A 14,003-nucleotide genomic window follows, 5' to 3' on the forward strand; every position below is an offset into this window, starting at 1 on the left:
TCAATACTATGAACCTTATTAAGGATGTCGCCATGAATGCAAAACAAATCGCCGGTCAGTTGATCATGATACGTATGCCAGGTACCGAGCTGAGCACCGAGATGGCGAACTTTTTGCGCGAACATCATATCCGTGCGGTCTGCCTATTTCGGCAAAACATGCTCAACGCTGAGCAACTACGCAAATTCACTGCGGATCTGCGTGCCGTAATGGGGCCAGAATCCCTGATCGCCATCGATCAGGAAGGTGGCGCGGTGGTGCGCGCTACCTGGGTGCCGCAACCTCCGGCAGCGATGTCGCTTGGTGCCAGCGATAGTGTGGCGCTGTGCCGCGAAGTCGGGGCGGCGGTGGCGCGTGCGGTCAAGTCTCTGGGCTTTAACTGGAACTTCGCGCCTGTGCTCGATTTAAACAATAACGTTGATAATCCTGTCATTTCCGAGCGCTCATTTGGCTCAGATCCGCAACGTGCAGCGGCGCTGGCGTTTGCCTGGATGGACGGTAGTTTGTCGGAAGGTGTGGCTTGTTGCGTCAAGCATTTTCCAGGACATGGCGATACCAATGTCGATTCACACCGTGATTTGCCGACGGTTGATAAATCGCGCGCCGAACTCGATGTGCTGGAATTGGCACCATTTCAGATGGCGGCAGCACGCAGCCAGGGCTATGCGCCTGCCATGATGACGGCGCATATCGTGTATCCGCAATTGGATGCCGAAAATCCTGCCACCATGTCGAAAAAAATCCTCACCGGTATTCTGCGTGAAGAATGGAATTATCAGGGCGTGGTCATCACCGACGGTATGGATATGCATGCGATTGCCGGTCGTTACGGGGTCGGCAATGCCGCAGTAAGGGCGCTGGTGGCGGGTGCCGATATGGTGATGGCACTAGGTAATACCGAGACGCAGTTAGAGACCCTGGCGGCATTGACCGCAGCGATCGAAGAGGGGCAAATCGAAGCCGCAGAACTGCAGCAAAGACTGGCGCGCATGGCGAAACTGGCGCAAGACTATCCATGTCAGCAAACCGTGTATGCAACAGAGACCGAGGCGGTCGATGCCGCCTTGATGCAAACCGCATGGCAACGCGGCCTGACTACCCATCTGGCAGCCGAGGCACCAACAGCTGGCAGTAAAGTGCGGCTGGTGATCAGTGCCGATGTAGTTAGTGATGGCGTTTCTGAAGCTGGTGTGCGCGCCGAAAAAGTCGCTGCCATGCTGACCACGGTGTACGACGTCGCGGTGACTACGTTTAGCGATGATAGTCAATTTGACTGGGCTAGTTTGCCCGATGACGGCCGCTTCGTGATACTGGCCTCTACCATCCGTCTGCGTTACAGCGCACATGCCTGCAATACCTGGAAGCCGGATCTGCATCTGGTGTTATGGAATCCATTTCAGACTCTGGATATCGCCGCGCCAGCCCTGATTACTTATGGTTCGGCCACGCCCGCGTTGCAGGCCGCCGCCGCCTGGTTTGCCGGTGAAGTGAGTGCCAACGGCAAGATGCCGGTGACGACTTTTTACTCATAAGATAGCCATCCTTATCAAGGAGCCTGCATGTCAGCGGTAAAGCTTAGTAATATCTGCAAAGAATATGCTGATGGCAACAAGGTCATACACGGCATAGACTTGGCAATCCATGACGGTGAATTCATGGTCTTTGTGGGACCCTCTGGTTGTGGCAAGTCGACGCTGCTGCGCATGATTGCGGGTCTAGAGCAAATTAGTTCTGGTCAGTTGTATATCGGCGAGCAACTGGCCAACGATATTGCGCCTGCCAAGCGTGGCTTGGCCATGGTGTTCCAGTCGTATGCACTGTATCCGCATATGTCGGTGTACGAAAATATGGCGTTTAGCCTGAAAATGGCCAAACTCAAGAGCAGTGAAATTGAGCAAGCGGTGCAGCAAGCCGCGACGATTTTACAGATTAGCCATTTATTGCAACGTAAGCCTAAGGATCTGTCGGGTGGCCAGCGTCAAAGGGTTGCCATAGGGCGCGCCATCGTGCGTAAGCCGCAGCTATTTTTGTTTGATGAACCGCTCTCGAATCTGGACGCCAGTTTGCGCGTGCAAATGCGCATAGAGCTGAGCCGTCTGCATCAAGAATTAAAAACCACCATGATCTATGTCACCCATGATCAGGTTGAGGCCATGACGTTGGGGCAGCGCATTGCGGTGTTTAATGGCGGCCGTATCGAGCAAGTCGGCGCGCCTCTAGCACTGTATGAGGCGCCCGCGAATTTGTTTGTGGCCGGTTTTTTAGGTGCCCCAAAAATGAATTTGCTGAAGGCCAGGGTAGTGCAGATTCGCCAGCAGGATGTGACTGTGCAGCTAGCCGATGGCAGCGAGCTTGTGGTGGAAATAGACGGTCAATCTTTAGCGATAGCCGAGCAGGTAACGCTGGGCTGCCGCGCCGAGCATCTGACGTTAGCCAGTGGCAACTCTGACAAAAATGACGCAGCGAACAGCCTCAAGCTCACGGTGAATTTTGTCGAATATCTGGGCGACGCAGCCATCGTCTACGCCAATCTGGAAAACGAGCCCAGCGTGGTGGCGATTAAGTTGCCTATGGAATCGGCCAGCGTCAAGGCGGGCGCAAGCATACAAGTGCAATTGCCGGCAGGCCGCTGCCATTTGTTTGATGCCAGCGGCAAGGCTTGCCCACGACTCTGAGGCGATTTGGCTGGGATTGCATCCCAGCCTACAGCGAATGGTGAATTCCCTATCAGAGAGGGTAGGCTGGGATATATCCCAGCAGCATGCTGATCTCTCGTCAGCAATAAATTTTCACTCATCCAATTTCAGATCAATCACATCCAAGGCTGCAGCCCAGTTTTCAGGGTAATAGCCGCGCTCCACATAGCGTTGAAATGAAGAATGCGGCCACTCGCTAGCGCGCTCTACGTAGCCATGTTTGACCGGATTATAGTGAATGTAATCAAGGTGGCGTTGTAAATCTAGCTCGTCACGGAGCACATGCTCCCAATAACGACGTTGCCAGATGCCGCGCTCTCCTTTGCGCACGCGGCTGGCCGAAATAGGTTCAGTTTGTGCCAGAGCGCGCGAAAAGTCGGCTTTAATTAAGCGCCAGCGCATAGGGAAGTCGCTATCCTCGGGCGGTAGCCGCCAAATGCAATGCAGATGTTCTGGCAGCACCACGATTGCGACTAGCGTAAAAGGGTGTTTTTGCATGACGTCTTGAAATGCTGCACGCAAAACATGGATATGCTGCGTCAGCAAAGCTTCGCCATGACGTTCAGCCAAGTTCACTGTAAAAAAGTAAGTGGCTCCGGGTATTCGGGCGCGTTTGTAAGTACGCATGCTGTAATGATAGCTGGGATTGCATCCCAGCCTACAGCAAATTCGCTATCAGGTTTAGGCAGTGGGTAGGCTGGGAGTTATCCCAGGCGTTTGCTAATTCCTGATCAGGCTTCGGCGGTATTGCCGCTCACAGCTGGCGCAGTTTTTACCGGTGTTTTTATTACCAGTAAGCGCGACATCAAGAGTACCGGGATAGCGGAAATCAACACCCAGATGAAAAAATTCTTATAGCCCAAAGACATCTGTATCGATCCGCTGACCATCTTCGGCACGACCAGGCCAAGTTGCATGACACCGGTGGCTAGCGCATAGTGGGCAGTCTGGTATTTGCCGACAGCGATGACCTGCATCATGAATAAAATCAGGCCGACAAAACCGAAACCATAACCAAACATCTCGAAGCTCAGCGCGGTGGCGACGATGGCGAGGTTCTCCGGCAAGCTGGTACTGAGGAAGAAGAACACCAGATTGGGCACATTCATGGCTAAAATCAACCACGGAAGTGCGCGTTTTAAGCCTAGCCAGGAGGCAAAATAGCCACCCAGAATACTGCCGCCCAGAAAGGCGATGGTGCCAGCGGTACCGTAGACGATGCCCACTTCGGCGGTGCTCAGGCCCAAGCCGCCGAGGTTTTTTGCTTCACGTAAAAATAGCGGACCTATAGTTTGGATTTGTCCTTCACCGACACGGAATAGTAAGATGAAGAGTATCGCCAGCCAGATCCCGGGCTTTTGGAAGAAGGTGATGATCACATCTTTTAAAGTGAGAAACACACTGCGCATGGAGGCATCGGTATTGGTGTTTTTAGTGCCAGGCAAGGCCCAGCTATGATAGAGCGCCAAGGCGATCATCATGCTGCCCAAGATACCGAAGATGACGGCCCAGGCTTGTGCTGGCGGCATACTTTTTTCCAGATGTCCGGCCAATACCACCAGCCCACCCAGCGAGATAAATTTACCTGCATTAAAGAATGCGCCCTGCCAACCGGCATAGGCAGCTTGTTGCTTATTGCTCAGACTAGCGATATACAGGCCATCTGCCGCAATATCATGGGTGGCGGCAGCAATCGCGACCAAACCAAGCAAGGCGATGCTGATGGCAAAATACATGGGCAGTTGCAGCGATAATGCGACTAAGCCCAGGCAAACGCCGCCGATTAACTGAAACATCACCACCAAGAATTTTTTACTGCTGGCCGCTTCCAGAAACGGACTCCACAAAGATTTAAACACCCAGGCAAACGTGATTAAGCCCGTCCAGTAGGCGATCTCGTCATTGGCAACGCCCATGCTTTTGTACATCAAGCTCGCTACCAGTGCGACCGCGTAAAACGGCAAACCTTCGGCAAGGTATAGCGTAGGGACCCAGCGCATAGGGTGGCGTGGGGCGGTATTTTCAGTTGTCATGAAGGTCTCTTTAATGGTTCTGGTTCGCTATCTGGCGGATAGTCTTTACTGTTAATCTATTTTGCTGAGTCGCCTAAGCCTAGTCCATAGCGCGCAAGCTACAACATACTAGCCTGCATATTGTTGGTCAACTGGTTTTGTCTTATTAATGCCACTTAAATGCCAGTAAATTATAGAAATACCTGCTAGCTAGACCTTGAGTCATCATTTTTCAGGGCTAAATCGCTTAAAATGTCCAACAATTCTGGATCGTATGTATTTTTCGTCGCCTGCTTAGTCTAAGTTTTATATTTCAAATTTACTTCATTTTTTATAAGTGGTATTGATATTTCTATCCTTGTCATCGCTATTATTTGAGTGGAAATAATGCGTTTAAGCAGAATTGGTATTGCGCCTAACTATTTTTTAATGTCACCTACAAGGTAATGCATGAAAAATCCGCTAAGACTTACTTCCATCGATGCACTGCGCGGCTTGACCGTGGCAGCGATGTTATTGGTAAACAATGCAGGCGACTGGGATCATGTGTATGCCTGGCTGGAGCATGCGGCGTGGAATGGTTGCACGCCAGCCGATTTTATCTTTCCGTTTTTCCTCTTAATCGTCGGCGTTTCTTTGCATCTGGCGCTGGCGCCTCAACTGGAGCGCGCTAGCGATCCGACCCACTTGAGCCGTAGCGTGGTCTGGCGCGGCGTGCGTATTTTCGCGCTGGGCCTGGCCTTGCATGTGATCGCTTACTGGCTGATCGATGGGCGCAATTTCCGTTTGATGGGTGTGTTGCAAAGAATCGGTATTTGTTTTGCCGTCGTCGGCTTGATTGCGATTCACGTGCGCAGCATAAAGATCCAATGGCTGATTATTGCCGCTATTTTAATTGGCTATGGCGTGCTCTTGTTGGCTAGCGGCGCGCTGCAGCCAGATCTGAATCTGGTGGATAAAATTGATAGCCTGCTGCTAGGGAAATTGGCTTACAGTTTTAATCCGTTGACTGGCTTGGCGCACGAACCAGAGGGGCTATTGTCTACCTTGCCGAGTATCGCCACTGTGCTCCTTGGCTTGCAGGCCGGTCGCTGGCTGCGCAATGGACAGACGCAGTATTTATGGCAGGCCGGGCTGTTAGCTCTGTTGGCCGGATATCTGAGCGGCTATCTGATACCTCTGAATAAGCAATTGTGGACGCCGTCTTTTGTCTTGTGGACGGCCGGCTTTGCCTACTTGTGTATGGCGCTGGCACATCAGCTGATCGATATCCGTGGCATGCCAGCCCTGGGACGCAGCTTTGGGATCAACGCCATCGCAGCGTATGCCGGATCGTGGGTGGCAACCTGCGTATTGGCTGCCACAGGCTGGGCTGAGCCACTGTATCGCACGCTGTTTGCCACTCCTTTGGCCGCCGCTGTGAGCGCTGAGTTCGCTTCCTTGGCATTTGCCACCGCCTTTACTGCCGTGTTTGCCCTCTTGATGTGGCTGTTTAAGCTGCGCGGCTGGCGCATTACGGTGTAGCCGCGTATCTATTGAGCCTGCTACTAAAATTATTTAAAAAAACGAAAACCTCTCAAAGGAGACACAGAGACACAGAGAAAAACGGAGAACTGCCTTGCTTTCCTCTGCGAATCTCTGTGTCTCTGTGCCTCTGTGTTGAGTGGTTTTGACTTTCTTCATAGCGGGCTGGACAGTAACTTAGCCGCTGTAAATTTTTTAGGCATGCCGCCAGCGCGCATATTCCATGCGGCTTCCAAGACAGGCAGCCTGAAGAAGCGCATGGAATATGCGCGATAGCCGTATCTCTTTTTAAAATCCCTAGATCCTGTAGCGAGGCTAGCGACCAGGCTATTTTTTTTGATTTATGCTGTTGCGTTTGCGTGCTTTGCTACGAGCTACGCAAGTATCCGTGCAATCTGGCATCTTTCATGCTGCTATAGAGTGCAAGTCTTGTTATGATGCTTGTTTTCTCTCCTACCTATACCCATTCGCTATGTTCGATTTCCTCGCTAAGTTACTGTTTCGTCGTCCTCGCAGCCTTAAAAATGAGCCAGCCGCAAAAATCGCAGCACAAAGCGCCAACGCTATCGTCGCTCAGCAACAAGCAGAAACAAAAAAACACCAGTTGGAGCAAGCACGTGCCGCGAGCTTGGCCAAGATGACGAATCTCGATGGCAATGAAGCCGCGGCGATAGAACTCTTGCTCGCTTGTGATTTCGCCGACGGACGTTTGCAGGCAGCGCAGCATGTGCATACTCAGGCAGGTCTGGAACAAGTCAGGGCCGCCATGCTCAAGACTGATAAGCGAGTCGCCAAGCTGATGCAGAGTCGCCTCGACGTGATTGCACAAGCTGCCAAGCAAGAGCAATTGGCGCAGTTATGCATAGAAGAAGCAAGTCATTTGGCACAGCTGCCACACGTGATCGCCAACCAAGTGAGCGATTTGGATAAACGCCAGGCGGCAGTGCAATTTCCCGCTCATTTGCTCGCCCAATTTACCTCTTTGCGCCAGCAGATCGAGGCAAAATTACTCGCACAAACAGCGCTGCAGCGTCGTGTTCTGGATCTTTTGGCGCAACTTAATCAGGCTGGGCAGGGCAAAGCGGAAGTCGATGAGGTTGATGCCGTTCCTGATAGTTCGGCTGAGGAAGTGCGCCTGGCAGCATGGCAGCAAGAATTGGATCAATGTCAGTTGCAGAGCGAGGCAGCGTCCTTGCCTAAAAATATTTTGGCTGATGCGGTGAGCAAACTGCAAGCCTTGCAGCAGGTATGGAAATCACGCCAGCAAACGCTACAACTAGCGCAACAACGTGAGCAGCAAAGACAAGAAAAATTTCAGCAAACGCGCGTTGTCGCCGAGCCAAGCGCGGCAACAGCGGAGACTGAGGCGGATGCCGGATCGCCTGCTACGGCAGGTGAAATTGCACCGACAGAAGCCGCTCAGCAAGTGGCTCAGACCGAGAGCAAAGCGGCGGGACGCGAAAAGCGCGAACTTAAGGATAATAAGGATAATAAGGATTATAAGGATAAGCCTGTATCTACTTTAAGTAAGGCTCAGGTAGTGGCCGCAATCGAGGCTTTGACTGAAGCTTTGGCGCAAGGCAGCATACAAGCCGCACGCAAGCTGGATAGAGAACTGCGTGGCGTCGATGCCAAACATGCTGGTCTCACGGCTGAGCAAAAAGATCAATTGTTCGAGGCCCGCAGCGAGCTGGTGTATCTGCAAGGCTGGGCCAAGTGGGGCGGTGATGTCTCCAGAGATGAGCTAATCAAGACGCTTGATGAAATGCCGGCCTTAGAATTGGGCCCTAACGAGTTAGCCAAAAAAGTTGCAGCCCTGCGCGAGCGCTGGAAAGAAATGGAAGCCACCAGTGGTGCCGCCAGCAAAGAACTGTGGGAACGTTTTGATGCCGCTTGCCATCTGGCCTATGCGCCTGCCGCTCTGCATTTTCAGCAACAGGCTGAGCAACGCAAAGCCAATCTGGATCTGGCCGAGGCGGCATTGACTGCACTCCAGACTAGCGCTGCGGAACTCCTGCAGGGCACGCCTGACTGGAAAAAAATGGCGAATTTTTGTATGCAGTCGCAACAGGATTGGAAGAAGCTCGGTCACGTCGATCGCAAACATAAGAGCCGTCTGGATGCAGCATTTGATGGCTGTGTACACAGCGTGCAGCAAGCCCTGGATCAACGTAGAGCCCAAGAAATGATTGCCCGAGAAGGACTGATTGCCGAAGTATTGGCGCTCGATCCTATGCAGCGCAGCACGACCGATCAGTTGAAAGCCCTGCAACAACGCTGGCAGGCGCAGGCTGCTGCCGTGCCTTTGCGACGCAAGGATGAGCAAGTGCTGTGGGATAAATATCGTGCTGCTTGCGATGGTATATTCGCCCAGCGTAAGCAAGCTTCGGGCGAGGCCGATGCGCAACGCAGAGAAAATTTAGCCAGCAAACTGGCAATATGTGCAGAGTTGGAACAGGCCAGCGCCAAGCTAGATGGCAAGGAAACGAATATCCAGCAATTATTGCAGCAAAGCGCGGCAAGCTGGAGAAGCGCCGGTCAGGTGCCCAGAGCGGAAGAAGAGGCTTTGGAGCAGCGCTATCAGCAGGCTCTGGCCAGTCTGAAACAACATAGCCAGACAGTGTTGGATCAGCAAAAACAGCTAAGCCATCAGCTCAGCGTGAAAAAATTATCGCTATGCCAGCAGGCCGAGCAATTGTTGGCCTTAGCACCGGAGGCACGCGCTGCTAGTGAGTTGAGCAGCTTGCAAAGTGCCTGGGATGCCCTGCAAGCGGCTGGTGCTGGCGGCAAGTCATCGGCAAAGTTGAATACTATTTTGCAGACGCGCTTTCAAAATGCCACGGTAGCATTGAATAAAGTTGACGCTGTCTATGCCGCTCACTTGCAAAATAACGCGAGTGAATTTGAAGCCGGCTTACTTCAGTTAGAAATACTGTTCGGTATCGATAGCCCGGTAGAATTGGCACGTGAGCGTTTGCAAATGCAGGTTGAGGTCTTGCAAAACTCTCTCAAGCGCGGTTCAGGAGCAGATGCTGCCAGCACGCTTAGTTATCGCCTCTTGAGTTTGCCGGTATTGACATCGACAGCAAACGCTCAGCGCCTGGAAGAAATTCTGGCTGCCAGTGCGGTGTTGTAAGTGCTGTTGTTTAAGCCGGACTATCCATAAAAATGTGCAGGAGTCGCTAACATGAAGCTCTACGGTTATTTCAGAAGTTCGGCCTCGTATCGGGTTCGTATCGCCTTAAATCTCAAAGGTCTGGCCTACGATAGCGTGGCTGTGCATTTGGTGAAAAACGGCGGCGAGCAATTGTCCGCCAGTTTTCGCGCGCTCAATCCCGAGGCCCTGGTGCCTGCTTTGGTGGATGAGCACGAGGGCAATGAGATGGCGCTTAGTCAGTCGCTGGCCATCATAGAATATCTGGAAGAGAAGTACCCAGCATCGCCTTTACTGCCGAAAAATTTGCTCGATAGGGCGCATGTGCGAGCGCTGGCGCTGGCGATTGCTTGCGATGTTCATCCTCTGAGTAATTTACGGGTATTGAAATATTTGACCGGAACTTTGGGGATGAGTGAGGAGCAAAAAAACACCTGGTATCAGCATTGGTGCATGACGGGATTGCGTGCTTTGGAGGAGAAAATTGCAGCCGATCCGCGTAGCGGAAAATTTTGTTATGGCGATACGCCGACGCTGGCCGATTGTTGTCTGGTGCCACAGATTTACAATGCACAAAGATTTAAATGTGATTTGTCGAGCGTGCCACAACTGATGCGCATACATCAAAATTGTATGGACTTAGCCGCCTTCGATTTGGCCGCACCAGCGAATCAAGCGGATGCCGAGTAAGTCGCAATTTGCGTCAGCGCAATTGGCATAGAGATGAAAAAAAAGGGATGGCGTGTTCGCCATCCCTTTTTTACATGTAAAAACCGTCGTATTTTTGCTTAATTTGCTAAGCCCGGATTCGAGCTGGAGCCGGTCAGGGTGTCGTTGAGTACAGAAATCAAAACAGAACGAGTCAGTTTAGATTTTGTCGTGTAGCCATCGATGGCAAACTCGCTGTTGACATGTTGTTCTGGCGCATAGCCTGGTTGGCCGGTGCGTAAAATGATACGCAGATCGTCGCGCGCCAATTCATTGCGTATCACTCCGACTAATTTTAAACCTGCATCGACGGTTTCCATGACGACGTCGAGTAAGATCAGTGCCACATCCGGATTGCTGAGTAAAACCTGATGCGCTTCTTTGGCAGAATAGGCATGCGAGAATTCTAAGGGACGGTCATGAATACGCACCCCAGCCAAGGCCAGTAAAGTCGTATCATGCACACTGCTATCATCATCTGCAATCAGGATTTTCCATGGCTCTTGCAGTTTGACTTGAGTATCTTGTTCGCTTTCTTCATCCAGAAAATCGATAGTATCGTCATCGTTGTCGATAGTTCCGCAATTAGAAATGTCGCTGTCCGCTTGATACTGAAATTGTGCTGACTTGCTAGCTCCAAAATGCCTGTGCGTATGCGCAAATCGCTGGACATGGATAGGTCCGGACAAACTGGGCGTGTTACTGTAGCTTGCTTGCTTCATCAGTGCTCTCCCGTTTGTATAAATGTTTTACTCTTGATTTTCATCTTATGTGAAGCTATCTCGATAATCAAGAACTGACGAGGTCAAATTGTTAATTAATGATAAAAATTACGCTTGGGTAAATGTTGCAAAACGCCAAGACCTAATTAATATACTACAATACTTAAGAGCAAGGCTTCAAGCAAAGTTACAAAGTGCTCTAGCCAGCGGCGCTGAATTCACACTCACTTTGAGAGTCACATGACTTTTTACTTGCCTTTAAGTCTGATACTGGGCGGTGCTCTTTTTTTGATACTGCTGCTGATCGCGTATTGCTACCGGCATGCCGCTGCGTCAAAGCTGCCTCTACTCAGCGAGCCTGAGCAATTACGCGGACTCTTGCAACTGATGGACAACGGCATACTGGTCGCCAGTCACACACAACAAATTGTTTTTGCCAATCCCGCCGCTTTAAGCATACTCGGCTTAGATAGCAGCCAATTGCCGCAGTTGTACGATACGCAGCTCACCCAATTTTTCTGTGAAGACGGCCAAGCTGTCAGGTATGAAGACGCTGGGCTCTGGCGTAGTTTTAGCAGCGCCGAGGCGCAGCGCGAACTGCGATTGGGGATCAGCGTGTCAGCGGCACCAATTAAATATTTGCTATTTAATACCGAGCCGATATTCTCAAAACAAAATCCTGAGCAGGTTGAGTTTCTCTTGATAACTATGCGCGATATCACTAGCGCTCGCAAGGCCGAGAGAGATCTGCGTGAACGCGAGGCGATACTCGCCCGCGTATTCCAATTGGTACCGGCGACCCTGACCATTACGCGCATGAGTGACGGTCACTATATCGATGTCAATCGTAACTGGGAACCTTTGTCCGGCTTTACCCGCGAAGAGGCCTTGGGCCGCAATTCCAGCGAATTAAAAATCTGGGGTATGCCCGAGCAAAGAACAAAAATGATAGAGCAAATCGCGCAGTTTGGCGAAGTGCATAATATGATCATCGCCTTCCGCCACAAGCAGGGACATATCTTCCAGTGTCGGGTTTCTGGTTCTAAATTCGAGGCTGGCGAAGGGGCCTATCTGCTGCTGTCGGTACAAAACATCGATCAAGAAATCGCCACTGAAAATGCCAAGATCAAGGCGGAAACTTTACTGCGTGAGAGCGAGAGAAAATATTCAAATATCGTGCAGCTTTCACCGATTCCCCTTGGCCTGATCAGAATGCAGGATTCCTGCTTGGTTGAACTCAACGATAGTTGGGTTACGCAATTTGGCTATACTCGCGAGGAGGCGGTCGGGCGCACAGCTTTGGAAATGAATTTTTGGTACGATCTGCAAGAGCGTGAACGCCTCATGCTAAAAATGCGGGAAGACGGCATGCTAGACCGTTTCGAAGCGCATATCCGCACTAAAGCCGGTGAGATTTTGATCTGCCTGATCTCGGTCAGAAGCTTTGTCATGAAGGGCGAGGACCTGTTTCTTTTCTGCATACAAGACGTCACGCGACAGTATCAGGTAGAGCAAGAAATCCGCGATATGACACTACAATTAGAAGAACGCGTCATACAACGTACCTTAAGGCTAGAGCACGCTAATCTAGAGTTGGCCAATGCGATGGAGTCACTCAAATACGCCCAGGATGAATTGATACGTTCAGAAAAAATGGTGGCCTTGGGAAAACTGGTGGCCGGTATTGCGCATGAACTCAATACGCCTATCGGCAATGGGGTTACCGTCGCCAGCACTTTGCAGGATAATGCGCGCGCCTTACTCAGTGCTATGGACGAGGGCAGTTTGCGTAAGTCGGCACTACAGCAGTATGTGCAAAGTGCGCTTACCGGGACTGATATTCTGATGCGTTCGCTGGGTGCCGCACGCGATCTGATCGGCAGCTTTAAACAGGTGGCGGTTGATCAAGCCAGTAATCAGCGTCGCACCTTCGATCTTAAAACGCTGCTGGAAGAAATCGTAGCGACTTTGTCGCCCATGTATAAAAAAGGCCCGTTTGGCCTGGTGCTGGTGCTTAGTGCTGGCATTACTATGGATAGTTTCCCAGGACCTTTAGGACAGATACTCACTAATTTTTTGAGTAATGCGCTGGCACATGCCTTTGAGGGGCGCGAGCAAGGTGAAATGCGCTTAAGCACACAAATGCAAGATCCTGATCATGTCGGGTTGGTGTTTTCAGACAACGGCGTAGGCATCGCTGAACTCGATCAAAAACGCGTGTTCGATCCCTTTTTTACGACCAAACTCGGGCAGGGCGGATCAGGCTTGGGTATGCATATCGTCTACAACATCACTACGGGCATCCTGGGCGGCACGATACGGCTAGAGAGTGAACTAGGCCACGGTACACGTATCGTGCTGGTGTTGCCGCTAAGGGCACCAGAAATATCGCTCGATGCAAATGCTTGAGGGGCGGTTAGGGGATATAAAAGTCTTACTTAGTTTCTGATTCTGCATAAAAAAATAAATCGATAGCATTTTACCTAGCCCATTATGTGTGTCAATTACACTCCCAGCCGAAAAGATTTGTTTGAAGAGAAATTTGGCGCTGCGGCGCCCGACGCGGAATGGAAAAACGAAATCTGGCAAGATTATCCGGCGCCTATCATCCGTCACGACGCATGCGGGCAACGCCAGGCCGTCTTAGCCAGTTATAGCATGCTACCTAAGGCGCGCCTGGCGCCAGGAGTGAAGCGCTTTAGCACCATGAATGCGCGTGCCGAGACTTTGGCTCAGTTGCGCAGCTATTCTCAAGCCTGGCGAGGAGGCCAGCTTTGCCTAGTGCCTATGCAGCACTTTTTCGAGCCTAGTTATGAAAGCGGTAGAGCAGAGCGCTGGCAGATTGGGCTGAAAGATGCGAGTGATTTTGCCGTGGCTGGGCTGTATAAAGAATGGCGAGAGCAGGACCAGCTGAGTTATTCGTTTACTCAAATTACCATCAATGCCGATCAGCATCCATTGATGCAGCGCTTCCATAAACTTGGCGAGGAAAAACGCTCATTGGTGATCTTGCCCGATCAGAACTACGATGCGTGGCTGGCATGCAAAGATCCGCAACTAGCCAGCGGTTTTTTGCAACTCTATCCGGCCGAGCTGATGCACAGTCAGCCGGCGCTGAAAGCGCCTGGCAGTGCGTTAGAGAGTGTCGCCTCAGACCAGACTAGCTTTATTTTCTAAGCGACGCAAA

Annotated in this window: 10 protein-coding genes; 7 read left to right on the top strand and 3 right to left on the bottom strand. The window is 51.4% G+C overall.

Translation table 11 applies throughout. From position 1 onward, the window contains the following. Positions 1-32 precede the first annotated feature (32 nt). Complete coding sequence (gene nagZ / locus EJN92_RS15600) at positions 33-1,532, top strand: beta-N-acetylhexosaminidase (protein WP_227869573.1); 1,500 nt, start codon at positions 33-35, stop codon at positions 1,530-1,532. Between the two features lie 27 nt (positions 1,533-1,559). Beyond that, positions 1,560-2,675: an ABC transporter ATP-binding protein gene (locus EJN92_RS15605; RefSeq protein ID WP_126128667.1), complete on the top strand. Its 1,116-nt coding sequence runs from the start codon at positions 1,560-1,562 to the stop codon at positions 2,673-2,675. Positions 2,676-2,789: 114 nt separating this feature from the next. Here EJN92_RS15605 and EJN92_RS15610 read toward each other — a convergent pair whose 3' ends face one another. Continuing rightward, positions 2,790-3,323 carry an REP-associated tyrosine transposase gene (locus tag EJN92_RS15610; protein ID WP_126128668.1) on the bottom strand — a complete coding sequence of 178 codons (534 nt, stop codon included), beginning with the start codon at positions 3,321-3,323 and terminating at the stop codon, positions 2,790-2,792. A gap of 104 nt (positions 3,324-3,427) precedes the next feature. Further along, positions 3,428-4,729 (bottom strand): MFS transporter, encoded by a 1,302-nt coding sequence (locus EJN92_RS15615; RefSeq protein ID WP_126128669.1) that lies wholly within the window; start codon positions 4,727-4,729, stop codon positions 3,428-3,430. Between the two features lie 429 nt (positions 4,730-5,158). Here EJN92_RS15615 and EJN92_RS15620 point away from each other — a divergent pair, with 429 nt between their 5' ends. The 3 genes from EJN92_RS15620 to maiA all read left to right on the top strand — a co-directional run bounded on the left by EJN92_RS15620 (position 5,159) and on the right by maiA (position 10,076). After that, positions 5,159-6,232 carry an acyltransferase family protein gene (locus tag EJN92_RS15620; RefSeq protein WP_126128670.1) on the top strand — a complete coding sequence of 358 codons (1,074 nt, stop codon included), beginning with the start codon at positions 5,159-5,161 and terminating at the stop codon, positions 6,230-6,232. Positions 6,233-6,704: 472 nt separating this feature from the next. Then, positions 6,705-9,368, top strand: coding sequence for a DUF349 domain-containing protein (locus EJN92_RS15625; protein ID WP_170174910.1), 2,664 nt, complete (start codon positions 6,705-6,707; stop codon positions 9,366-9,368). A gap of 51 nt (positions 9,369-9,419) precedes the next feature. Further along, positions 9,420-10,076: a maleylacetoacetate isomerase gene (gene maiA, locus EJN92_RS15630; protein WP_126128672.1), complete on the top strand. Its 657-nt coding sequence runs from the start codon at positions 9,420-9,422 to the stop codon at positions 10,074-10,076. Positions 10,077-10,174: 98 nt separating this feature from the next. Here maiA and EJN92_RS15635 read toward each other — a convergent pair whose 3' ends face one another. Next, the gene (locus EJN92_RS15635; RefSeq protein ID WP_126128673.1) at positions 10,175-10,816 is read right to left on the bottom strand and encodes a response regulator; all 642 of its coding nucleotides are present in this window, start codon (positions 10,814-10,816) and stop codon (positions 10,175-10,177) included. Positions 10,817-11,056: 240 nt separating this feature from the next. Here EJN92_RS15635 and EJN92_RS15640 point away from each other — a divergent pair, with 240 nt between their 5' ends. Together EJN92_RS15640 and EJN92_RS15645 are read left to right on the top strand one after the other, a co-directional pair. Further along, positions 11,057-13,225, top strand: a complete 2,169-nt coding sequence (locus EJN92_RS15640) for a PAS domain S-box protein (protein ID WP_126128674.1) — start codon at positions 11,057-11,059, stop codon at positions 13,223-13,225. Positions 13,226-13,309: 84 nt separating this feature from the next. Continuing rightward, positions 13,310-13,993, top strand: a complete 684-nt coding sequence (locus tag EJN92_RS15645; RefSeq protein ID WP_126128675.1) for an SOS response-associated peptidase — start codon at positions 13,310-13,312, stop codon at positions 13,991-13,993. The last annotated feature ends 10 nt before the right edge of the window (positions 13,994-14,003 follow it).

The sequence above is a fragment of the Undibacterium parvum genome, assembly GCF_003955735.1.
GTDB classification, from domain to species: Bacteria; Pseudomonadota; Gammaproteobacteria; order Burkholderiales; family Burkholderiaceae_D; genus Undibacterium; species Undibacterium parvum.